This is a genomic window from Actinoplanes sp. NPDC021490, assembly GCF_055562135.1.
Genome location: NZ_JBVHFW010000007.1, coordinates 256,638 through 278,558, shown reverse-complemented (window position 1 = coordinate 278,558; position 21,921 = coordinate 256,638). Strand labels below are relative to the sequence as shown.

17 protein-coding genes are annotated in these 21,921 nt (G+C 71.3%); 6 read left to right on the top strand and 11 right to left on the bottom strand.

All coding sequences use genetic code 11. The features are described 5' to 3' along the window. Together ACZ3I4_RS21295 and wrbA are read right to left on the bottom strand one after the other, a co-directional pair. Positions 1-1,383, bottom strand: coding sequence for an MFS transporter (locus ACZ3I4_RS21295; protein ID WP_465383705.1), 1,383 nt, complete (start codon positions 1,381-1,383; stop codon positions 1-3). Positions 1,384-1,407: 24 nt separating this feature from the next. Continuing rightward, complete coding sequence (gene wrbA / locus ACZ3I4_RS21290; protein ID WP_465383704.1) at positions 1,408-2,025, bottom strand: NAD(P)H:quinone oxidoreductase; 618 nt, start codon at positions 2,023-2,025, stop codon at positions 1,408-1,410. Positions 2,026-2,104: 79 nt separating this feature from the next. On the opposite strand from wrbA, the gene ACZ3I4_RS21285 reads away from it, so the two are divergent. Continuing rightward, positions 2,105-2,545 carry a MarR family winged helix-turn-helix transcriptional regulator gene (locus ACZ3I4_RS21285; RefSeq protein ID WP_465383703.1) on the top strand — a complete coding sequence of 147 codons (441 nt, stop codon included), beginning with the start codon at positions 2,105-2,107 and terminating at the stop codon, positions 2,543-2,545. A 14-nt stretch (positions 2,546-2,559) separates the two neighbouring features. Here ACZ3I4_RS21285 and ACZ3I4_RS21280 read toward each other — a convergent pair whose 3' ends face one another. From ACZ3I4_RS21280 to ACZ3I4_RS21270, 3 genes are all read right to left on the bottom strand, one after another. Next, a complete protein-coding gene (locus ACZ3I4_RS21280; RefSeq protein WP_465383702.1) occupies positions 2,560-3,219 on the bottom strand; it encodes a hypothetical protein in 660 nt (219 codons plus the stop codon). A gap of 87 nt (positions 3,220-3,306) precedes the next feature. Then, a complete protein-coding gene (locus tag ACZ3I4_RS21275; RefSeq protein WP_465383701.1) occupies positions 3,307-3,960 on the bottom strand; it encodes a response regulator in 654 nt (217 codons plus the stop codon). Further along, positions 3,948-5,234 (bottom strand): sensor histidine kinase, encoded by a 1,287-nt coding sequence (locus tag ACZ3I4_RS21270; RefSeq protein ID WP_465383700.1) that lies wholly within the window; start codon positions 5,232-5,234, stop codon positions 3,948-3,950. The genes ACZ3I4_RS21275 and ACZ3I4_RS21270 overlap by 13 nt, the downstream gene beginning before the upstream one ends. Before the next feature lie 205 nt (positions 5,235-5,439). Between ACZ3I4_RS21270 and ACZ3I4_RS21265 the strand changes: the two genes are divergently transcribed. Beyond that, on the top strand, positions 5,440-6,297 hold the full coding sequence (locus ACZ3I4_RS21265; protein ID WP_465383699.1) for a CPBP family glutamic-type intramembrane protease: 858 nt from the start codon (positions 5,440-5,442) through the stop codon (positions 6,295-6,297). 10 nt (positions 6,298-6,307) lie between these two features. Here the strand turns inward: ACZ3I4_RS21265 and ACZ3I4_RS21260 are convergent, their stop codons facing one another. Both ACZ3I4_RS21260 and ACZ3I4_RS21255 read right to left on the bottom strand, forming a co-directional pair. After that, positions 6,308-7,300 carry a radical SAM protein gene (locus tag ACZ3I4_RS21260; RefSeq protein WP_465383698.1) on the bottom strand — a complete coding sequence of 331 codons (993 nt, stop codon included), beginning with the start codon at positions 7,298-7,300 and terminating at the stop codon, positions 6,308-6,310. Between the two features lie 110 nt (positions 7,301-7,410). Next, complete coding sequence (locus ACZ3I4_RS21255) at positions 7,411-8,583, bottom strand: erythromycin esterase family protein (protein WP_465383697.1); 1,173 nt, start codon at positions 8,581-8,583, stop codon at positions 7,411-7,413. Between the two features lie 90 nt (positions 8,584-8,673). Between ACZ3I4_RS21255 and ACZ3I4_RS21250 the strand changes: the two genes are divergently transcribed. Continuing rightward, on the top strand, positions 8,674-9,363 hold the full coding sequence (locus ACZ3I4_RS21250) for a TioE family transcriptional regulator (RefSeq protein WP_465383696.1): 690 nt from the start codon (positions 8,674-8,676) through the stop codon (positions 9,361-9,363). Here ACZ3I4_RS21250 and ACZ3I4_RS21245 read toward each other — a convergent pair. The 3 genes from ACZ3I4_RS21245 to ACZ3I4_RS21235 form a co-directional block, all read right to left on the bottom strand. Beyond that, positions 9,360-10,523: a hypothetical protein gene (locus ACZ3I4_RS21245; protein ID WP_465383695.1), complete on the bottom strand. Its 1,164-nt coding sequence runs from the start codon at positions 10,521-10,523 to the stop codon at positions 9,360-9,362. The genes ACZ3I4_RS21250 and ACZ3I4_RS21245 overlap by 4 nt on opposite strands. A 42-nt stretch (positions 10,524-10,565) precedes the next feature. Further along, the gene (locus ACZ3I4_RS21240; RefSeq protein WP_465383694.1) at positions 10,566-12,158 is read right to left on the bottom strand and encodes a methyl-accepting chemotaxis protein; all 1,593 of its coding nucleotides are present in this window, start codon (positions 12,156-12,158) and stop codon (positions 10,566-10,568) included. Between the two features lie 81 nt (positions 12,159-12,239). Then, positions 12,240-12,773 (bottom strand): GNAT family N-acetyltransferase, encoded by a 534-nt coding sequence (locus ACZ3I4_RS21235; protein ID WP_465383693.1) that lies wholly within the window; start codon positions 12,771-12,773, stop codon positions 12,240-12,242. 134 nt (positions 12,774-12,907) lie between these two features. On the opposite strand from ACZ3I4_RS21235, the gene ACZ3I4_RS21230 reads away from it, so the two are divergent. Next, positions 12,908-17,602: an AAA domain-containing protein gene (locus ACZ3I4_RS21230; protein ID WP_465383692.1), complete on the top strand. Its 4,695-nt coding sequence runs from the start codon at positions 12,908-12,910 to the stop codon at positions 17,600-17,602. Here ACZ3I4_RS21230 and ACZ3I4_RS21225 read toward each other — a convergent pair. Beyond that, on the bottom strand, positions 17,596-19,482 hold the full coding sequence (locus ACZ3I4_RS21225) for a polysaccharide biosynthesis protein (protein ID WP_465383691.1): 1,887 nt from the start codon (positions 19,480-19,482) through the stop codon (positions 17,596-17,598). The two genes, ACZ3I4_RS21230 and ACZ3I4_RS21225, sit on opposite strands and share 7 nt — an antisense overlap. A 213-nt stretch (positions 19,483-19,695) precedes the next feature. Between ACZ3I4_RS21225 and ACZ3I4_RS21220 the strand changes: the two genes are divergently transcribed. Together ACZ3I4_RS21220 and ACZ3I4_RS21215 are read left to right on the top strand one after the other, a co-directional pair. Continuing rightward, the gene (locus ACZ3I4_RS21220; RefSeq protein ID WP_465383690.1) at positions 19,696-21,123 is read left to right on the top strand and encodes a tyrosine-protein kinase domain-containing protein; all 1,428 of its coding nucleotides are present in this window, start codon (positions 19,696-19,698) and stop codon (positions 21,121-21,123) included. 41 nt (positions 21,124-21,164) lie between these two features. After that, positions 21,165-21,920 carry a TylF/MycF/NovP-related O-methyltransferase gene (locus ACZ3I4_RS21215; protein ID WP_465383689.1) on the top strand — a complete coding sequence of 252 codons (756 nt, stop codon included), beginning with the start codon at positions 21,165-21,167 and terminating at the stop codon, positions 21,918-21,920. Position 21,921 lies beyond the last annotated feature (1 nt).

Here is a 21,921-nt window from a genome sequence, read left to right as displayed (position 1 = left end):
TCACCGCGAATGGTGCGTAGCCGTTCGGCTCGGCAACAGCAGGCTGACTACGACAATGGCCAGGGCGACCGCACCGGTCAGGTAGAACACCAGCTCGTATCCGGAGGCCAGCGCCTCGTGAGCAGCGGTCCGCGCGGCGGCCGCAGTCGCGTAGACAGCCAGGGCGATCGACCCGCCGACCTGACTGGCGGTGCCGGCCAGGCCGGCGACGACGCCGGCATCACCCGGGGGGACGTCGGCGGTCGCCGAAGCCATCAGGGTCGGGAACACCAGCCCGATGCCGACGGCGACGAGCAACGTCGGCCCGAGCAGGTCGGCGGCGTAGTGACTGCCGGCGTCGGCCTGCGCGAGCCAGCCGAAGCCGGCCACGAAGCATGCGCAGCCGACCCAGATGAGCCGGCGGGCGCCGATCTGCAGGCGCCGGCCGGCGGCGAACCGGGCCACCGCGACGAACATGACCGCGGCGGGAGTCTGCCCAAGCCCGGCCTCGAGGGCGCTGTAGCCGAGCACGTTCTGCATGAGCAACGAGGAGAAGAACCACATCGCGATGGCGACGCCGCCGAACAGCAGCAGCATCGCGTTGCCGGCGGCCACGCCACGGTTCTTGAACAGCCGCAGCGGCATCAGCGGGGCCGCCGCGAACCGCTTTTCCACCAGGAGGAACACCGCCAGCAGAAGCGCACCGGCCAGAAACGCGGCGAGCACCTGCGGGGATCCCCACGCATGGTCGGCGGTCAGCATGACCCCGTAGACGACCGACGCCAGACCGGCCGTGCCGGTCACCGCGCCGACCAGGTCCAGCGATTCGCGCCGGGCGGCGCGCCCCGCGGTCAGCGACGTCATGGCCACCGCGACCAGCACCACGCCGATCGGCACGTTGATCAGAAACACCCAACGCCACGAGAGTTCGGTGGTCAGCACACCACCGGCGACCGCGCCGACCATGCCTCCGAGGCCGCCCGAGGCGGACCACGCGCCGAATGCCCGGGCCCGCTGCGGTCCCCCGGGAAAGCAGGTGTTGATCACCGCGAGCGTGGCCGGGGCCAGCATCGCCGCACCCAGACCTTGCGCGGCCCGGGCCCCGACCAGGACCTCCGGCGTGGAGGCCAGGCCGGCGGCCAGGCTCGCCAGCGAGAACAGGCCCAGCCCGGCGGCCAGCATGCGGCGGTGGCCGAACAGGTCCGCCGCGCGGCCGCCCAGCAGCATGAACCCGGCGAAGGCCAGCACGTAACCGTTGACCACCCAGGCCGGCCCGGTGCCGGTGAATCCGAGATCGCGCTGCACCGACGGCAGCGCGACGTTGACGATCGACACGTCCAGGATGACCATGAACTGGCAGGCGCACGCCAACGCGAGGACCAGCCAGAGCTTGATATTCGTCATGATCCCTCCTTCGCCGGCCACGGTTCAGACGGCCTGAGGGGCGTAGCCGTGGAGCCGGAGACTGAACTGGGCCAGTCGCCGCCCCTGATAGCGGGCGGCTTGCAAGGCGGCGTCGTCGGCGCCTTGGCCACCGGTCGCGACGGCGCCGTACGGGTTGCCGCCGGCCGCGTGCACCGCCGGGTCGGTGAAGCCAGGCGGGATGATCACCGCGCCCCAGTGGTAGAAGACGTTGCTCAGCGCCAGGATCGTGGCTTCGCTTCCGCCGTGCCGGTGATAGGCCGAGGTGAAGGCGGTCGCCGGCTTGTCGGCCAGCACGCCGTCACGCCACAGGCCGCCCGCCTGGTCGATGAACTGCTTGAGTTGCGCGGCCGGCGTGCCGAACCGGGTCGGGGTGCCCAGGGCGTACGCGTCGGCCCAGGCCAGGTCGTCGAGCGTGGCCACCGGCACCGACGCGGTCGCGTCGGCGTGACGACGCCACCTCGGGTTCTGGTCGATGGCGTCGGCCGGGGCCAGTTCGGCCACCCGCCGCAACCGGACCTCGGCCGCGGCTGTCGCCGAGCCCGCGCCCTCGGCGACGGCCTGGGCCAGCGCATGCACCGTGCCCGTCGAGCTGTAGTAGATGACCGCGACCTTCACCGTCATGCCGGATCCCCCCGTTGCTAGAATTAGTTACGCGCATAACAGTTATGCGCGTAACGATCCCGTTGTCAAGGAGGGTTCCATGGATCCCGAGTACGCCGGCGCCCTCAACCAGGCCATCCGGCTCCTCAGCCTGCGGCACCGCACCCGGGCGGCCCAGCTGCTCGGGCCGCTCGGCCTGCACCCCGGCCAGGAGGCCCTGCTGCTGGAACTCGACCGGACCGGCCCGCGCATTCAAGCCCAGCTCAGCGAGGCGCTCGGCTGCGAACCACCCAGCGTCACGCTGATGACCCGCAAGCTGGAGGCCTCCGGCCACATCGAACGCACACCCGACCCGGCCGACAAACGTGCCATCGTCGTCGCGCTCACCGAGAGCGGCAGGGCACTGGCCGGGCGGATCCGGCAGCTCTGGGTCACCCTCGCGGAGGAGACCGTACGGGGCCTGCCCGCCGAGCTGCTCGAGCAACTGCCCGCCACCCTGCACACCATGTCCACAAACGTCACCGGCAAGCCGCCCGCGTGACCGGCTCGCGCAGGCTAGGTCGCCTTGACCGCCGGAGGCTGGGTCTTATAGGCAAGGGCGAGCCCGACGACGAACAGCCCGGTGGTGACCTGCCAGAACAGGGCTGGGTTTTCGCGGCCGTCGACAGCCAGCGCCGAACCGAGGGCGAAGGCCGCCACAAGCAGGGTCACCGCCCAGGTCGCGTAGAACTGCGTGGTGTGCGGGCGGGGCGCGGGATCGTCCGAGGTGCTCACGCCGGGGTTACCGGCCACCCATTGCGCCGCGACCGCCAGGGGGACGCCCGGTATGCGCAGGTCGCCGGTGTGGGAGCGGTCCGGCGTCTGATCGGGCAGGCCTTCGCCGCGCAGGAAAGCCGATATCGCGAGGGCCCCGGTCATGACCAGGTAGGGCTCGTAGCCGGCCCCGGGCAGATCGACGAGGCCGGCCACCACCCAGGTGACGAGGGCGATAACGATCGGTATCGGTGACAAGGGTGCGTATCGCATCCACCGAAGTACGGCCTTGGCGGCGGCTGGGTCCATCGGCAGACGCAGCGAGGGCTTGCGCTGGAAACGCAAGCGGCCCACGGGCACCTCGACCCATTCCGGGTCAGCGGCTCCGGTCGTGACGGCCAGCGGCGGGATGACCAGATCGGGCACCATCGCGGCCGGGATGACCAGATCGGTTCGTTCCATGACCACCCCGTACGAGAAAGGATCTCCAGGGTATTAGCCGGATGCCAGGGGGCGCGCCCTCCGTTCGGCCCGGCCCCATGGGCCGGCTCATCGCCTGGGTTGTCCTCCGAGGTAGGCGAGCACCGCGCTGACCCGCCGGTGACTGCCGTCGTCGGGAGGCAGGTGCAGCTTGGCGAAAATGTTGCTGACATGTTTGTGTACCGCGCGTTCGGTGACGTACAGCCGGGTCGCGATCGTGCTGTTGGTGTGCCCCTCGGCCATGAGAGCCAGCACTTCGCGCTCCCGGGGGCTGAGCTCGTCCAGCCGGCTCGACCGGCGGTCCGCGACCAGCCGGGAGATGACCAACGGGTCGACGGCGGTGCCACCGGCGGCGACCCGCCGCATCGCGTCGAGGAAGTCGTCGACGCGCGACACCCGGTCCTTGAGCAGGTAGCCGACGCCGCCTTGACCGTCCCCGAGCAGCTCGGCGGCGTACGCGCGCTCCACGTACTGGGAGAGCACCAGTACCGGCAGGTCCGGATGGGCCTGGCGAGCGGCGCGCACGGCACGAAGGCCCTCGTCGGCGAAGGTGGGAGGCAGCCGGATATCGACCAGGGCGATGTCCGGCCGGTAGCGGTCCACCGCGGCGAGGAAATCGTCCACCCGGTCGACGGCGGCCACCACCTCGAAGCCGGCGGTGGCCAGCAGCAGCCCCAGCCCCTCTTGCAACAGCACGTTGTCTTCAGCGATCACGACGCGCACGGCAGCTCCACCCGTAACGTCGTCGGTCCTCCGGACGGGCTCCGCAAGGTCATCCTTCCGTCGAGGGCGGCGGCCCGGTCCGTCATACCGGTCAGTCCCGTACCGGCCGACGGGTCGGCCCCGCCACAGCCGTTGTCGCTGACCTCCACCACCAGCCGGTCGCCGCCCTGATCGAGGCTCAGCGTGATCTCGGTGGCGCCGCTGTGCTTGACGACGTTGGTCAGCGCCTCCGCCACCACGAAGTACGCGGCGCTCTCCACCGCGGCCGGTGGCCGTACCAGCGCACCGATCGACGCTCGCACCGGCACGGGCGAATCGGCGGCGAGGGTCCGTACGGCTTCGGCCAGTCCACGGTCGGCCAGGATCGGCGGGTAGATGTTGCGGACCACCTCGCGGAGCGTGGACAGGGCGTGCTCGACGCCCGCGTGGGCCCGCTCGACGAGCTCGTCGGCGGCGTCCGGGTCGGCGTGGCGCTGCCGCTGCGCGAGGCCCAGTTTGATCGCCACCGCGACCAGGCGAGCCTGGATGCCGTCGTGCAGATCCCGCTCGATGCGGCGCAGCTCCAGCGCGTGGGCATCGAGGGCTGCCGCACGCGTGCTCGACAATTGCTCGACGCGCGCGGTCAGGCGGTCGTGGGCCGACGGCGTCAGCAGAGCCCGGTACACCCGGGCCTGCGCCGCCGCCACAACCGGTCCGCCCGCGATCAACAGTGCCGCCGAGCCGACGGCGACGGGCAGGGGCACGGCCAGCGCCCGGGCCCAGCTGTCGATCGGGACGAAGAAGTCGATCGGCGTACCGTCCGGTACCCACCACAGCATCGTGACGAAGGGCGCCAGGATCGCGCACACCCACAGAGCCAGCCAGCACACGGCAAGCGGGGCGGCGGTCAGGGCGTGCAGCACCAGCCACAGCAGATCCCGCGCCGCCGCGGGGTCACGGGTCAGCGTACGCAGCTGCGCGAACGACGAACCGGACGGCTCGAGGTCGCGGCGCGCCACCACATCGCCCAGCAGCTGCCCCGCCCGGCGTTGTTCCCCGGCGGCCAGCGACCGGCCGCCCCGTACGACGCGCGCCAGCAGCGGCACCCCGACCAACACCGGACAGAGGGCGGCGGCCACCGCCAGGAGCAGCAGCGCGCCGGCCGCAGCGACGCCGGTGACACCACCACGTAGCAGGTAGGCCGTTGCCCGTCCCGCGCGGCGGATGGTCCCCGCAAGGTCGTCGTCGGCCGCTACCACGCCGGCTTGCAGTCCGACAGCTGAACTCTTCGCCATGACACCAATTTCAGCGCGGACGGAGCCCGAGCACAGTAGTGCCAGTGGGTGTCTTCAGGTGTAGCTGGCACCACCCTGCTTAGGCCTGACCGTGACACCGCGCCGGCACCTGCCCTGCTCCTACCGTGATTTCGCACGGCCGGCGGGACGACGACTCCTCGCCCCGGGCCTACGTGCGGCACAACACCTGATGATCGGGGGACGGATGACCACCATGATGGACGCCCGCGCGGTGAGCTCTGCGGAGCGCCTGCGAAGGCGGGGCCTGACGGCCTTCCTGCTGATCTCGTTCGGCGCCGCCTGGGGCTGGGAGGCGATGGCGCACTTCGTGGTGGGCTGGTCGCTGGTGAACCCGCTGGTGCAGTTGCCGGCCGGGTTCGCGCCGGCGGTCGCCGCGCTGGTAGTCCGGCGCTGGGTCACCCGTGAGGGTTTCGCCGACGCCGGCTCACGTCTGCGGCTACGCGCCGCCTGGCGGTACTACCTGGTGGCATGGATGGGCCCGCTAGCCGTCGTCGCCGCGGTGATTGCCCTCGCCGCGGCGACCGGGCGGTGGAACCCTGCCGTACGCCCGGTGGCGGACCTGGTTCCCGGCGTGCCCGTCTGGACGGTGCCGTTGCTGCTCTGCGTAATCGCCGTCCTCGCCACCGTGCTCTTCTGGGGAGAGGAGTTCGGCTGGACCGGCTATTTGCTGTTACGCATCTGCCCGGGTCGTCCGCGCCGCGCCGCGCTGGCCGCCGGGCTGATCGCTGCGGTGTGGCACTACCCCCTCGCGCTGCTGGGCTACGCCGAGTTCGGACATCTCGCCATCGGCCTGATCGGATGGACGGCGTGGATCGTGTGCCAGGAGATCATCCTGGCCTGGCTGCGGGCCCGGAGCCGCAGCATCTGGCCGGCCGCCCTGGCCCACGCCGGCAACAACTTGGTGCTGGTTCCCCTGACCACCGCGATGCTCCTCGGTCCCGGCGGCTTCGGCGAGGACGGCATTCAGTTGCTTGTGGTGCTGGTGCTGGCCGCGGCGGCAGCCGCTCCGTTCTTGCGAACCGGCGCGGACGGGTTGAAGTAAGCGCGTCCGGTCAGAAGGTGTGCCGGTAGAGGGAGCAGCCCCGGCACACGTCCGGTGGGTCGGCGCTGTCGAGGCGGCGGCGGAATTCGCGGTAGGCCGGGCCGTGCCAGATCTGCGGGAAGGCGGTCTCGGTCAGGTTGCCCAGGGAGATCCGGTCGTCGCCCATCACCATGCAGCAGGGCTGGACGACGCCGGTGCTGGTGATGTACGCCGCGTCCCATGGCCAGGTGCAGTTGCCGCCGCCCGTGTCGGCCAGCGACGGTAGCCGTAATTGCAGCCCCACTCCGGCGGCGGTCCGGGCCGCTTCGGTGAACACGGATCGAACCCGTTTCTGATCCTCGCCGGTCCACAGCGCCTGGTCCTGCGTGAAGGCCCGGATCCCGTCGTACAGGCCGGCCGGGTCGGTGTCGTCGAAACTGTGCGACAAATTCTGCACGCGCAGCTCGTTGACGCCGGTCTCGCTCAGCAGCCGGATCAGCGCGGGCAGCTCGCCGACGTTGTCGCGCATCGCCACGAACACGACCCGGATCCACGGGGTGGCGCTGCCGGCGCGTTCCTTGGCCTGCGCGAGACCGGCCAGGTTGCCCACCACGGTGTCGAACCGGGCACCTTCGCGGATCGCCTCGTAGACCGCGGAAGTCGCGCCGTCCAGCGACACGTGCAACCAGTCGACTCCGCTGGCGACCAGTTCGTCAGCACGACGCTGGTTCAGCAGGGTCGCGTTGGAGTTGAAACCGACCCGGATGTCACGGCCGACCGCCGCCGAGATCATTTCCGGCAGGTACGGCGAGAGCAGCGGCTCGCCGAGACCCTGCAGCGTCAACCGGCGTACGGGGACATCCTCGAGGAGACGATGGAAGAGCTCGAGAGGCATGGCACCGGCCAGCTTGTTCACTGGTGGCCGATAGCTGACCAGGCACATGGTGCAGCGCAGGTTGCAGGCAGAAGTGATCTCCAACTGCAGGTGCTGCGGCAGCGGCGGATCCTCAACAGTGATGGACACGGGCACTCACATTCCGATCAGCGCAAGAAAGGCTCAGTACCTGCGTCATCGCCGAAACGGCCGGAAGCCGCACGCCGCGGATCCCCTCGGACAGCCATCTCAAACGGCCGTCAGCCCGCCGAACCCCACCCGCCGAAGGAAGCCTGCTTGAGGAAGACGAGCCCGTCGATCAAATCGAGGTGGGCCGGGTCCAGCGGGAAGTAGGCGAAATCGTGGGAAAGGCGCGGGGCCGGCTTCGTGACGGCCCCGGCCAGGCGACGGGCGTCGATCAGGCTGCGGTCCCACGGGAGCGTGGACAGCAGGCCCTCGACGGTGTCCGGGGGTGGGGTGTCACCGCCGGCCGTGCCGAAGGCTGAGGCCAGAAAGGCGTACCGGTCGCCCAGGTGGGTCGCGGTGATCGCCCCCGCGCTCCACCACTCCAGCTGCTGGTCGCCGAGCGGCATGAGGCTTCGGTTCCGCTGCAGGTGCAGGTTGGAGGCGAAGACCAGGGCCGGGCCGCATTCGGCGATCGCCCGCAGGTTGGCGGCCATCATCGCGTCCCGCAGGCCCGACAGCCGGGAGATCCGGGCCGGGGACGTGTCGGCCATCCAGTGGTGGTAGCGCAGCAGGCCGACGGCGGTGCGCCCGTACAGGGCCGCCCGCTCTCTGTCCGGCACGCTCAGCCGCGGCGCCTGCGTGTCGAGCAGGGCCATCAGGTCGTCGGCGATCAGCCGTAGTCGCTGGGCCTCGGCGGACCGGCCGATCGACTGGGCCGGGTCCATGACCGTGGCTTCGTTCGTCCACCGGTCGTCGGGGCCGAGCAGGGTGTCGAGCGTTTCCAGGGCGTACGGCAGCGGGCCGTCGAGAAGGGAGTAGAGCGCGGTGAGCGCCTGGCGCGGACTGGCCGCCCAGTACTCCAGCGGCCCGTCGAAGCCGTGGAACCGCAGCTTGTCGTCATGGTCCTCGTTGTACGCGCGCATCCAGCGTACGAGGTCGCGGTTGGCCTGGAAGGTGCCGAAGCTGTGACTGAACCCGCGTTCCATGACGTCGTCGAGCGTGCCCACCCCGGTCGTGAGGTAGTCGTCGACCACGAGTCCCCTCAGACAGTCGCTCTCGACGGCGAACGACCGGTAGCCCTCGTGTTCGACCAGATGCCGGAAGATCTCGTTGCGCGCCTCGCCCAGTTCGGCCACGAAATGCCGGGCCTCGCCCAGTCCGAGCAACACCGGCCGGCCGGGAAGCGACCTGAGGAACGCCGAGATGCCCGCGCCGTCGAGCGGCCAGGCCGTATCCGTGATATCCATTCCCTCAACGGTATCGTTGAACCGACGGTGGAAACTTTTCCCGGTTTTCGCCGTCGTCTGCGCGTCAAACCTTCAATCGGTGGTGCATGCATGAGGCCGGTGGACCTGGCACGCGAGCACGGGCTGTCCACCCAGGCGATCAGGAACTACGAGGACGCCGGCATCCTGCCCGCCGCCGGCCGCAGCGCCCACGGCTACCGCAGTTACACGTTGCTGCACGCGCAGGCCCTGCGCGCGTTCCTCGCGCTCGTTCCCGGGCACGGCCACCGCACGGCCACGTCGATCATGCAGGCGGTCAACCGGGGCGCCACCGACGACGCGCTGCAGATCATCGACGAGAGCCACGGCCAGCTCCTCGAGGATCGCCGGACCCTGCAGGCCGTCGAGGCCGCGCTGCGCGATCTGGCGCCCGTGCCCCAGGAACGCGACGACACCTTCATCGGCCCGCTGGCCCGGCGGCTCGGCATCCGCCCGGCCACCCTGCGCAAGTGGGAGAACGCCGGACTGGTGCAGCCACGCCGGGACCCGCAGACGGGTTATCGGGTGTACACCGCGGCCGACGTACGGGACGTCCGGCTGGTTCACCAGCTGCGGCGGGGCGGCTACCTGCTCGAACAGATCACCCCGCTGATCGCTCAGGTCCGCTCGGCCGGAGGTGTCGCCCCGCTGGAATCGACCCTGCGCGACTGGCAGGCCCGCCTGTCCGCCCGGGGCCGCGCCATGCTCAAGGGCGCCACCGACCTGGACGCGTACCTGCGCGCCCGCGAACCTCGTCCTTAACGCCGCCGGCGTCGGCCGATCAGCGCCAGCGCCGCGCCGATGGCCACCAGCAGCCCGCCGCCGACCGCGAGCGCCACCACCGGCGCGCCGGTGATCGGGAGGCCTCCGCCGGAACCGCCGTCGTCACCCGCGCCGGTGCCGTCGCCGGCCGGGCCGGTCACGCCGGTCGTCGTGGTGGCGGCCGTCGCGGCGAACAGCTGGGCGACCCGGCCCGGGGCCGTCGCGACAGCGGGTGCGACCACGCGATAGTCGCGAGTGCCGGCGAACGGCGCTTCGAGCGTGTACGTGCCGTCCTTGCGGGCCTTCGTCGTCGCGACCGTCCGCCACCCGGCCGTGGTTCCGGCGCGTTCCTGCAGCCGCAGCTCGCGGCCCGCGTCGTCTTCGTCCAAGGTCGGGCACGGGCCCCGGTCGCACAGCCGGTTGAGCTTGATCGCCCGGCCGGTCACCCGGACCGTGCCGCCGATCGTGGCCTGCCGCGGGATCGTCGCGGTCAGCCGGTTGCCCTGCACCGACACCTTGGCGTCCGTGTAGCCGTACCAGCCGTTCGGCGCGGTGCGCAGGCCGACGTCGACCGGGCCCGGGCGCGGCGGCACGACGAACGACGTCGCGGTGGTCGGCGGGGCCAGCTGGTCGTACTCGTTGAACTCGAACAGCGAGGCGATCGGGATGTAGCGCAACGGGCCCGGGGTGTCCAGCGGGTCGCCCGGGTTCGGGTCGGTGCGGGTGCCCGGCCGCCAGGTCATCAGGATCGACCCGTCCTCGCGCGGCACCACGCTGACGATGCGGGCCGCCGGGTCCGGGTCGGTGTCGAAGACCGGCGAGAACGCCGGCTCGCTGATCTCGGCGCCGTCCGCGTCGACCGCCACGACCCGTACGCGGAAGTCGGTGTCATGCAGGTCCGGCCACAGCAGCGCACGGTCGGGCTGGTCGGCCTCGACCAGCTTGGGCGCCACGTTCGCGGCGCCGCCGTCGCCCGCGCGCACGAGCGTCAGCCGGTTGCGCGTCGCGCCGGTCTCGTCCCAGGTGATCGCCACGTCGGTGTGCGCGGCGGAGGTCCAGGCCACCCGCACGTCCGACGGCGCGGGCACCACGGGGGCGAGCGCGGCGGGCAGCCCGGCGGCAGGGGTCAGGGCCAGCACGGCGGCGAGGTTCGCGATCACGCGCGGAGCCTAACGCCCGGCCCGCAGGCCGGCGAAACGGGCTCAGATCCGGAACTGGCCGACCAGCGCCTGCAGGCCTTGGCTGAGCCGGGACAGCTCCTGCGTCGCGTGCTGGATGTCGATGACGCCGCTGGTCGTGGTCCGCGCGCCCGACGAGATGGTGGCGATGTTCGCCGCGATGTCGGCCGAGCTGGTCGTCGAGTCGCTGATGTGGCCGCTGATCTCGTCGGTGGTGGCGGTCTGGGCCTGGACGGCCGCGCTGATGGTGGACTGGAAGCCGGCCAGTCGTCCGGCGGTCGCGACGATCTCGCCGATCGACTCGGCCGCCGTCGTGGTGTCCTGCTGAATGTCCCGCACCTTCGCCGTGATGTCCTCGGTGGCCGTCTCGGCCTGCTGGGCCAGTTCCTTGACCTCACCGGCCACGACCGCGAACCCCTTGCCGGATTCGCCGGCCCGGGAGGCCTCGATGGTGGCGTTGAGGGCGAGCAGGTTGGTCTGCTGGGCGATCGCGCTGATGGCCTTGACGGTGTCGCCGATCTGCTGGCTCGAGGCGGTCAACCGGCCGATCACGTTCTGGGTCGCCCGGGCCGCCCGCATGGTCTGGTCGCAGACGCGGCCCGCCTCGGCGGCGGCGCCCTTGATGGTCTGCAGCGAGCCGCCCATCGAGGAGGTGTTGGCCGCGACCGTACGGACATTGGCCGCGACCTCGTCCGCGGCCAGCACGACCTCGCCGGACTGCCGGGACGTCGCCTTGGCGTCCACCATGATCTGGATCGCGGTGACGGTGAGCTGTTCGCTGGCGTGCCCGACCGCGGTGGCCGAGTCGCGGATCTCGCGTACGGTCGCGGCGATCTTGTCGACGAACGTGTTGAAGGACCGGCTGACGTCGGTGAACTGGTCGTGGCCGGTGGTCTCCAGCCGCCGCGTCAGGTCGCCCTCCCCCTCGGCGATGTCCGCGAGGCGCTCCTGCAGCGCGCCGAGCGGCCGGATGATCGACAGGGCCATCAGGAAGGCGAGCACCACCGAGATGATCAGCGTCGAGATGCCCACCAGGGTGGCGACGTGACTGGTCCGGTTGGCCGTGTCCTCCGCCCGCTGGTGCGCGACGGCCTCCTGCTCGCGGGCGGCGGCGAGCAACCGGTCGACACCGCCGGCGATCACGGCGTACAGGTCGAGCCCGGGACCGGCCACCATGTCGTTGGCCTTGTCAATCCGGGCGGGACGGCCCGTCCGGTAGCCGGCGATCACCTCGTCATCCAGCTGCCGGAACCTCTGGAACGCGGCCCGGATCGTCGCCACGTCCGCCCGCTCGGGGGCGGTCAGTGACAGCGCCGCCGTCTCGTCCAGCTCCTTGTCGAAGCTGTCCATCGCGGCGAGGAAGGCGGCCCGTTCGGGCGCCGTGTCGGCCGTGGCGCCCGCCGCCCCGCGGACGATGTTGAAGGCGTAGCCGGCCTGCCACCCGCTCACGTCGGTGACGCGGTACCTGAGTTGCTGCGCGGCGTCGAGCCGGGCCTGCGACCGGGCCAGAGCCGCGGCCGTCGCCCGGGTGCTGTTCGCCGACCACTCGGCGGAAACCCACATGGTCACCACGCACAGGGCCAGGAGAAGAAAACCCACCACCAGGCGCGTGGTCACGCGCATTCGCCGAAGCAGTCTCACATCGATCCCCGGCACCGATGCTATCCGGACGCGCCGCCGCAGGACCCGGATACGAGATCAGGGCTGCAGAATTTGATCCCACAGGATGACGTCGTGCCACACGCCGTCGAGCAGAATGTGTTCCCGGGTCACGCCACACGGCCGGAACCCGTTGCGGCGCAGGACGGTCTGCGAGGCCAGGTTGTCGAATCGGGTGCTGGCCTCGGCGCGGTGCAGACCGAGCTCCCCGGTCGCCACCTTGAGGATCTCGGCCACGGCCCGGGTCGCGTGTCCCTGATTCTGGAAGACCGTGCCGATCCAGTAGCCGACGGAGGCGTTGCGCAGGTACGGCTGCGGCAAGATCGTCCCGAGTGTGACCTGACCGGCCACCACTCCGCCGGCGAGGATCACGGCGGGCCAGGTCGTGCCGGCGCGGTGGCCCTCCAGCAGTTGCTCGATCCGCGCCTCCTGCCCCTCGACGGTGAGGAAGCCGGCGGGTTGCCGGGGTTCCCACGGGGCGAAGGCCTCCGCGTCGCGGATGCGATGTTCCGCGATGGCCGCGGCGTCCGCGACCTCGATCAGCCGGATGGTGGTCGGCGGGTTCGGCCCCACGGCAATCCCCCTTGTCTCCGCGCTGGACGCGTGCGGCGCCTGGATCCTAGCGAGCCTGTCCGGGGTGCGCCCGGGCGGCGGAGAACCGGGCGAATCGGCAGCGCGCCCGCGTCGGACTTGGTGCAATCGGGAACATGCGGGACGACGGGCACCTCCGGACCGCGCTGCGGCTCTGGCGCGACAGCCTCGTCGACCTGGGCAGCAACTGCCGGCTGCTGGAGGTGGGCGCCGCCCGCGGCTCCCTGGTGGAGATCACCAGCCCGGCGCCGGAAGATCTGCTCCGCGTCCTCCGGGAGCAAGGTGCGTGCGCCTTCGGCAGTGTGGTGCCCGAACACGCCGGCGAGGGCGCCGAGCGGCTGACCGCCGCCGTGCTGCGGCGCCTGCACCGCACCGCGGAACTCGAACATCTCGATCGCGGCGTCTCCGTGCTGCACGTTGCCGCGGGTGTGCTCCACTGGCGCGACGAGCAGGGTACGGGATATGCCAGCCCGGCCGTGCTGGTTCCGGTGACTCTGGAGCTGCCCGTCCGTCCGGGTGAGCAAGCGGTGATCCGGTGGCGCGACGACGACGCCGTGGTCAATCCCGCGCTCGTCGTCCGGCTGCGTGAGCTCGGCGTGGACCTGACGACGATCGACTCGGCGGCGCAGGACGACGTGCCCCACATGTGGGCCTCGATAGCGTCCGCGGTCGCCGGACGGGACGGATGGCATCTCGCCCCGGCCGCGTTGCTTTCCTGCTTCACGTTCCACAACGAGGCGCTGCACCGCGACCTGCTCGACAACGAGGCCCGGATCCTGGCGCACCCCGTCGTCAGGGCACTCGCCGTGACCGGCGCCCAGATGCGGAGCGACGTTTTCGATTTCACCCCGATCGCGCCGGCCGACGTCGACCGGCTCGCGCCGTGCGAGGAGGCGCCTCTCGTCCTGGACGCCGATGCCGTGCAGCGAACCTGCATCGCCGCCGCGACGGCCGGGCACAGCTTCGTGATGGACGGCCCGCCGGGCACCGGGAAGTCGCAAACCATCGCCAACATGATCGCCGGCCTGCTGGCGGCCGGTAAGCGGGTCCTTTTCGTCTCGGAGAAGGCCGCGGCGCTGGATGTGGTGCGCAGCCGATTGGCCGGCGCCGGCCTGGACCCGTACCTGCTGGAGTTGCACAGCCATCAGGCCGGCCGCAAGGAGGTGGCGGTGGCCCTGGGCGCGGCCTGGGAGCTGAGCGCGGTACCGCCCGGTCCGGCCCGAGCCGGGTCGCCGGCCGGCGACCGCCAACGGCTACGCGACATCGAGGAGCAGCTCACCGCCTACGCCACCGCGGTCAACGAGGTACGGGAGCCCTTCGGTGAACGACTGCACGACGTGGCCGGTGGCTGCGCACCGGTCGCCGGCATCTCGGACGGCCCGCCCCCGGCGCTCGATCCGGCCTCGCTCACCGCGTCCTCGATGCTCCGGATCGGCGACGCGGCCGACCGGCTGGCCCGGACGTGGCGGGCGGCGCGCGCGGAGGCCTTCGTCTGGCGGCACGTCACCGACCCGGCGCCCCTGGAGGCCGTGCTCGGCGGCGCCCAGGTCACCCTCGAGCGGCTGGCCGTGGCGTCACGGCGCAACGCCGTGGTGGCGGACGCCTTCGGTCTGGGACATCCGGCTCGGGCCGGTGTTCTCGCCGAGCTGATCGGCCACGCTGCGCGAAGACCGGCCGAGGTGCGCGACGGATGGCTGACCGCGGCCACGCTGCGACCGGTCGAGGAGGCGCTGACGGATCTGCGCCGCCGGCTGGCCGTGCTGAGACAGGCCGAGGAGGCGGTCCGGGAGCGCGCCGGTGTGCCGTCGTCCGCCCTGCCGGCCGACATCGACGTGCCTGACCTGCCCGGCGAACTAGCGACGCTCACCGCCGCAGCGGCGGAGGATCTGGCCCGGCGATACGCCGAGGACGCCGGCGAATGGGCACGACGGCAAGAAGACCTGGACCGGATCACCGACCGGCTCGGCCTGCCACCGGTGGTCTCCTTCGCCGACCTCTGCGGGGTGGCCTCGATCGTGGAGCTGGGCGGCCGGCCACACCCGCCCGAACAGTTCTGGTTCGGCCCCGGCGTTCTGGCCACTGTGTCGATCGGGGCCGCGACGTTACGGCGCTGCCTGGAGACGATGGCGGCCACGGAGATGCGCGCACGCGCTTACTTCACCGAGGCTGTCCTCACCCTGCCGCTCGAGCAGATCTCGTCGCGTGTCGTGGACAGCCGGAGAGGTTTGCGCCGATTTTCCGCCACGGGTCGCCGGGACCGGCGCACGGTCGCCGCCTTCGTGGTCCCGGGCGCCGATGTGCGAGGGGCGATGGCACGGCTCGACACTGCGGTGGCGTGGCAGCGGGCCCGGTGGGATCTGGCCGCGGCGGAACGGTCCTACGCCATGGCGCTCGGCCGTTACTGGCAAGGGCTGGCTACCGACTTCGCCGCGCTGCACGAGGCCGTTCAGCTGGCTGCGGAAGCGGTACGCCGGTCACCGCCGGGGTTGCTTCCGGCCGTCGCGCGATACGTCGCCATGGCGCCCATCGACTCCGAGGCCATTCGCCTGGTGTCCGACGTGCGGGCCGCCTTCGAGCGCTGGCAGCCGTTGCACCCGGAGCCGGCGGCGGGCACGATCGCCGACGCGGTTGCCTGGTTACGGGCCTGGGTGCCGCCGTTGTCCTCGGCCGCGCGGGCGGCGCGCTCGTTCAGCACCGCGATCGGGCGGGAGATCGACCTGGCCGAGGCCGGGCGTCTGGTCCGGCTCCGGCGGGCGGTCGCCGAGGCCGAGGAGCAGATCACCGCGGACGGGGAGCGGCAGGCGTTACTGGCCGGCCCCGGCCGGGCGCTCACCGAGGTGGATGAACAAACCCTGGCCGAGGCGATCGCTTGGGCCTCGGCGGTGCGCCGGTCGGTCACCGGATCGGATCGGCCGCTCACCGGCGAGCAAGTGGCGGCGCTGCACGCCGCCCAGCCGGACGAAACGCTGCCCGGCCTGGCAAGCGCGTGGGAACGCGATAGCGAGGTGATCGTCGCGGCCTTCGGCCCGGCCCGCCGGCCGGAGATCGCCGGCGATCTGGCCGACTACGAGCGGGCCGCGAGTCTGCTTGGCGCTCTGCGGGCCGACGTCACCGGGCCGGACGAGTGGTTCGATCATATGGCGGCCCGCGAGGAGCTCGACGGATTCGGGCTTGGACCGGTCATTGACTTCTGCGCCGGGCGGAACCTGCCCGGCGAGGCGATCGGTCCGATCCTGCGGCACGCGGTCAACCGGGCGTGGGCCGAGCATGTCCTGCGCACCGACTCCAGGATCCGGCCGGTGCCCGGGGCCGAGCGCGACGAGCTGGTAGCGGAGTTCCGCCGCCTGGACCGGCGTCGTGTCGGTGCCGCGCCGGCCCAGATCCGCGCCCGGATCTCGGCGCGCCGCCCGGCCGTCTCGCCCGGCACGCGCCTGATCGCCCGCGAAGCCGCGAAGGCAGCCGGCCACCTGCCGGTCCGCGAATTGATCGCGCGGGCCGCTGATGCGGTTCAGGCCTTGAAGCCGTGCTTTCTGATGTCGCCGCTGGCCGTCAGTCAATATCTGCCGCCGGACGTGCGCTTCGACGTCGTCATCTTCGACGAGGCGTCCCAGATAACGCCCGCCGAGGCAATCCCGTGCGTCTACCGCGCCGATGCCTTCATCGCCGTCGGCGACGACCGGCAGCTGCCGCCGACGTCCTTCTTCCGGCAGGGATCGGCGGTTCCGGACGGAGCAACGGCCGCGACGGACGTTCAGGATTTCCAGTCGGTGCTGGAGCTGGCCAAGGCTTGCGGGGCATTCCGGCAGCTCAGCCTCCTCTGGCACTACCGCAGCCGGCACGAGGCGCTCATCGCGTTCGCTAACCATGCCTTCTATCAGGGGCGTCTGGTGACGTTCCCGAGCGCGGCCGGCACGGGCCCGGACACCGGGATCGAGCTGTTCCGGGTTCCGGGCGTCTACCGGCGCAGCACCGGACGAAAGAATCCGATCGAGGCCGAGCGGGTGGCCGAGCGGGTCGTGCACCACTTCGCCACGCGGCCCGGCCGGAGCCTCGGTGTGGTGACATTCTCGGTCGCGCAGGCCGAAGCGGTCCAGCAGGCGGTCGATCGTGCGCTGGGTCCGGATACGACCCGGCACCCGTTCGGTGAAGGTGCGCGTCTGCACGGTTTCTTCGTCAAGAGCCTGGAATCCGTGCAGGGCGACGAGCGCGACGTGATGATCTTCTCCGTCGGGTACGGCTACGACGAGGCGGGGCGCATCAGCACGAACTTCGGGCCGCTCAACCGGTCGAACGGACGGCGCCGGCTGAACGTGGCCATCACCCGGGCCCGGGAACGCATCGAGATCGTCAGCTCGATCCGGGCGCGTGACATCCCACCGTCGGACAACGAGGGCGTCCGGCTGCTGGCCGACTACCTCGACTACGCCGAGCGCGGCGGGCGGGTACCGGCGCCGGACGGCCAGGACGTCCGCGAGCCGGCCGGGCCGTTCGAGGAGGCCTTGGCCGCCACGATCGCGTCGTGGGGCTACGAGGTGCACCATGACCTGGGTGCGTCGTCCTGGCGCGTTGATCTCGCGGTGCGGCACCCCGAGCACGACGAGGAGGTCTACGCGCTCGGCGTGCAGAGCGACGGAGCGGGCTATCGCGCCTCGGCGGCGGCCCGCGACCGTGACCGGCTCCGTGACGAGCTGCTGGAAGGGCTCGGGTGGCGGCTGCACCGCGTGTGGTCGGCGGCCTGGCACCGGGACCGGGCGGGCGAGGAGCAGCGGCTCCGCGCGGCGATCGAGGAGGCGGTCAGCCGCGGTCAATAGTCCAGCAGGCCCCCCGCTGCCCGGGTTGAGGCCCTCCGCGAGATGAGACCCGGGCGCCGGGCCACGGATCCGTGCCGAGGCAGATCCGGCACGCTGTGGCACAGGGCGTCCAGCTGAGCGATCACCACCTCGGGGTCGGCGTCGGCGTCCAGGCGCCGGACCCGTTCCGGGTCGAGCGGGGGAACTTCCACGTGCGCGATCAGCGGGTGACGTGGGCGCTGGTCCACTTCGCCGAGGCCGAACAGTTCCTCGTGCCGTTTCTCGCCGGGCCGCAGACCGGTGTAGACGATCTCGACCGGTTTCGGGGCGAGATCCGCCATCTGCCGGGCCACCTCGTCGATCCGGACCGGCTTGCCCATCTCGAGCACCAGGGCCTCGCCGTCGCTGCCGATGGCCGCCGCCTGGATGACGAGCTGCACCGCCTCCTGGATCGTCATGAAGTATCGGGTGACGTCCGGATCGGTGACGGTGATCGGTCCACCGTTGGAGATTTGCGCGCTGAAAGTGGTGAAGACGGAGCCTCGGCTGCCGAGGACGTTGCCGAACCGGACGCTCAGGAAGGTGCCCCGCCGGTGCCGCGCGATGTGGGCGGTGACCCGCTCGGTGATCCGCTTGGACAGGCCGAGGACACTGACCGGGTTGGCGGCCTTGTCGGTGGAGATGTTGACGAAGCGCTCGACGGTGTCCGCGGCGTCGAGCACGGCGAGCGTGCCCCAGACGTTGGTCTTCACCGCCTCGCCCGGGTAGCGCTGCAACAGCGGCAGGTGCTTGAGCGCCGCGGCGTGGAAGACCACCTGTGGCCGGCGCCGGCGGAAAAGGGCACGGACCCGCGCGGTGTCCCGCAGATCGGTGAGGATCACCGACGGGTCGTCGAGCGACGCCATCGGGTCGATCGAGAGCTGCACAGCCTGCAGCGCCGTCTCGTCGCGGTCCAGCATCATCAGTTCGGCCGGGCCGAACCGGTGGATCTGCCGGCAGAGCTCGGATCCGATCGAGCCGCCGGCGCCGGTGACCAGCACCCGCTTGCCGGTCAGGTAGCCCGCGATGGCGTCCAGGTCGGTGTCGATCTGATGCCGGCCCAGCAAGTCGGTGACGTCGACGTCGCGGATGTCGCGTACGCCGACCGGGTGATCCGTCAGTTCGCTGACGGTCGGTACGACCTTGAACTCGGCGCCCGCGGCCAGCGCCCGCTCCCGCACGTCGCGGATCAGCTCGGCCTCGGCGTTGGCGACCGCGAAGATCACCGTGTCGGCCCCGGTGCGGGCGAGCGCGGCTGCGACATCCGTCCGCCGGCCGATGACCGGCACCCCGTCGACGTGCAGGTTGCGTTTGGCGGGGTCGTCGTCGAGCAGGCCGACCGGCAGATAGCGTCCGGCCGGGTCATGCAGCATCGAGCGCACCAGCAGGATGCCGGCGGCGCCCGCTCCGAAGAGCAGCACGGGCGACGCCAGCCTCAGGTCCGGCCGGTTCCGGCGGATCAGGCGCAGCCGGCGAACGCCGCGCGCCGCCACCATCAGAACCACGGCGACCGTGCCGCCGAGCGGCGGCGCCACGGCCGGCACCAGTTGATCGGCGAACGTGATGTCGAGCGCGAGCAGAAGCAGAGCCGTGATCGCGACGGTGTCACCGACCGCGCGGATCTCGTCGAAGCTGGCGAGCGGGTACCGGCCGCGGTAGAGGTGGCGGGCATGGCCGACGGCCGCATGCAGGGCCACGGCGAGCACGATCGCCGCCACCGTACCGCCGGCCCGGCTGCGGTCCAGATCGAATCCGTACCGGGTCAGAACGGCCGCGACAAGGCCGACGGCCCAGGCGGCGCCGTCGGCGGCAAAAGGGATGACCCGGCAGTAGAACCACCTGGCGGCTCGCAAATTTCTCATTGGCAACATTGACAACTCCAGCCCCGAAATGGATTTGGGCGAGCCGGTCGATCTACACACAGATTATCAGCCCGCGCCATTTGGAGCGGATTCCTCAAAATGCAGTGCGGAGCGAAAGGCGCGGCCTATCGTGAATCTCAGCCGCTGCACCGGGAGGCCTCGATGGGGCTACGGGATTATCTCCGTGTTGTGCGGCGGCACTGGTGGTTGCCGGTGGTCTCCCTGATGCTGGCGCTGGCCGTCGCCTTCGTCGTCAATGTCCGCACGCCGCCGGTGTACGCGTCCGCCGTGACCTTCTTCTTCGCCACCCCGAGCGACGCCTCGGCCGATCTCCTGCCGGCCAGCATGTTCTCGCAGAGCCGGCTCAAGTCGTACGCGGCGCTGCTCAACAGTGACCGGATCACCGTGCCACTGTCCCGGACGCCGGGTCTGGGGCTGACCGCCCGCGAGGTCGGCGAGCGCATCACCGCCGAGACCGTCGCGGACACCGTCATGCTGCGCGTCAGCGTGGAGGACCGGTCCCGGGAGCGGGCTCAGCTGCTGGCAACGGCGCTGGTGGACCAATTTCGTACGGTGATCGGGTCGCTGGAGACCAACACCAAGAGCGGTCAGCCCTCGGTACGGGTCGAGGTTGTCGAGGGACCGCGCCTGGAGGACGACCCGGTGGCGCCCCGCCCGCTGGACAACCTGGCCCTGGCCGCCATGGTCGGCCTGCTCGTCGGGGCCGCGTCGGTGGTGGCGCGGGAAGTGACCGACTCGACCGTACGGACTGTGGATGCCCTGCAGGAACTGGTGTCCGCCCCGGTTCTCGCGCGGGTGCCGACCGACGCGGAGGCGCCCGCCCGATCCGGTCCGTTCGTGTCCGACACCAACTCCCCGCGTGCGGAGGCGCTGCGGCAGCTGCGGACCAGCCTGCAGTACGCCGACCCGGATCACCCCGTGCGGACCATCGCGGTGACCAGCGCGGTGCCCGGGGAGGGCCGCTCGGCGACCGCCTGCAGCCTGGCGCTGCTGTTCGCCGAGGCGGGCCGGCGGGTGCTGATCGTCGACGCCGAGTTACGCCGTTCCCGGCTGGCCTCGTTCCTGGGCCGCAGCAACGCCGCGGGCCTGAGCACCGTGCTGGTCGGCGCCGCTTCGGTGGAGCAGGCTCTGCAACCGTGGGGTGCCGGGCTGTGGCTGCTGTCGACCGGGCAGAGCCCGCCCAATCCCAGCGAATTGCTCAGTTCGCCACGGATGATCGAACTCGTCCACGAATTGCGGGGACGGTTCGATATCGTGATCTTCGACTGCCCGCCACTGCTCGCGGTAACCGATGCCGCGGTGATCGCGGCGTGCACCGACGGCGCGCTTCTCGTGGTGCGGGCACGAAAGACGAAAAACGCACAGGCAACCGCCGCCGCCCGCGCATTGCGCGCCGTCGACGCGCGCATTATCGGATGCGTTCTGAATATGGTTCCGAGTAAGAACGGAGACTCTTTTCCCCAGTTCGGGCGGTACGCCGGCGACCGCCCGGCGCCGGACGCGGCGCAGACCGGTGCGGCCCCCACCGAGCCGGCCGGCCGCGCACGGTGGTGGCGGCGATCCTGCACGCACCTGCCGGTTGCGGCCTGGATCGCCGGTGTTCCCGGCTCGGCGGTGTGACCCCCGTGGACGTCCAATGCCGCAACGAGAAGGAGCCCATCGTGGCGCAGACACCGACGAGCGCACCCGGCGGCCTGCAGACCGAGGCCGAGCGCCGGGTTCCGGGCGCCATCGCGGAGGTCTTCGAGGGCAGTGCGGATGACCTCCCGACCCGGCTGGCCACCATGTTCCGGTACGCCCGCCGCGCGCAGGTCACCCGCTTCGCCGCGCTGTACGAGCTTTTCAAACTGGCCTTGCCGGTGAAGGGGTCGATCGTCGAGTGCGGCGTGTTCCGGGGCGCCAGTTTCATGACCTTCGCCCAGCTCAGCGCCGCGCTCGAGCCCACCAATCTGACCCGGCGGATCTACGGTTTCGACTCCTTCGCCGGTTTTCCGGCAGTCGGGGCCGAGGACCGGCCCGGCAGCACGGGCGCCGCGGCCGGTGATCTCGCTGCGAACAGCTACGAGGAGTTGTCCCGGCTCATCGAGATCTACGACACCGACCGCTTCCTCGGGCACATTCCCAAGGCGCGGCTCATCCGCGGCGACGTCACCACCACCATCCCGCAGTTCGTGGCGGAGAACCCGCACCTCGTCGTGAGCCTGCTCTTCCTCGATCTCGACCTCTACGAGCCGACGCTGACGGCGCTGCGGCACTTCCTGCCCCGCCTGCCGAAGGGAGCCATCGTCGCTTTCGACCAGCTGGACAACCCGCTGTGGCCCGGCGAGACGTCCGCGGCCCTCGACGAGGTCGGCCTGAACCGGCTGGAGCTACGCCGGTTCGACTTCGATCCGTACGTGAGTTATGCGGTCATGTGAC

What these genes read in the sequence shown, in the direction of transcription:
- ACZ3I4_RS21295 (WP_465383705.1), bottom strand. Translation starts at nt 1,383, where the DNA reads ATGACGAATATCAAGCTCTGGCTGGTCCTCGCGTTGGCGTGCGCCTGC.
- wrbA (WP_465383704.1), bottom strand. Translation starts at nt 2,025, where the DNA reads ATGACGGTGAAGGTCGCGGTCATCTACTACAGCTCGACGGGCACGGTG.
- ACZ3I4_RS21285 (WP_465383703.1), top strand. Translation starts at nt 2,105, where the DNA reads ATGGATCCCGAGTACGCCGGCGCCCTCAACCAGGCCATCCGGCTCCTC.
- ACZ3I4_RS21280 (WP_465383702.1), bottom strand. Translation starts at nt 3,219, where the DNA reads ATGGAACGAACCGATCTGGTCATCCCGGCCGCGATGGTGCCCGATCTG.
- ACZ3I4_RS21270 (WP_465383700.1), bottom strand. Translation starts at nt 5,234, where the DNA reads ATGGCGAAGAGTTCAGCTGTCGGACTGCAAGCCGGCGTGGTAGCGGCC.
- ACZ3I4_RS21265 (WP_465383699.1), top strand. Translation starts at nt 5,440, where the DNA reads ATGACCACCATGATGGACGCCCGCGCGGTGAGCTCTGCGGAGCGCCTG.
- ACZ3I4_RS21255 (WP_465383697.1), bottom strand. Translation starts at nt 8,583, where the DNA reads ATGGATATCACGGATACGGCCTGGCCGCTCGACGGCGCGGGCATCTCG.
- ACZ3I4_RS21250 (WP_465383696.1), top strand. Translation starts at nt 8,674, where the DNA reads ATGAGGCCGGTGGACCTGGCACGCGAGCACGGGCTGTCCACCCAGGCG.
- ACZ3I4_RS21230 (WP_465383692.1), top strand. Translation starts at nt 12,908, where the DNA reads ATGCGGGACGACGGGCACCTCCGGACCGCGCTGCGGCTCTGGCGCGAC.
- ACZ3I4_RS21225 (WP_465383691.1), bottom strand. Translation starts at nt 19,482, where the DNA reads ATGAGAAATTTGCGAGCCGCCAGGTGGTTCTACTGCCGGGTCATCCCT.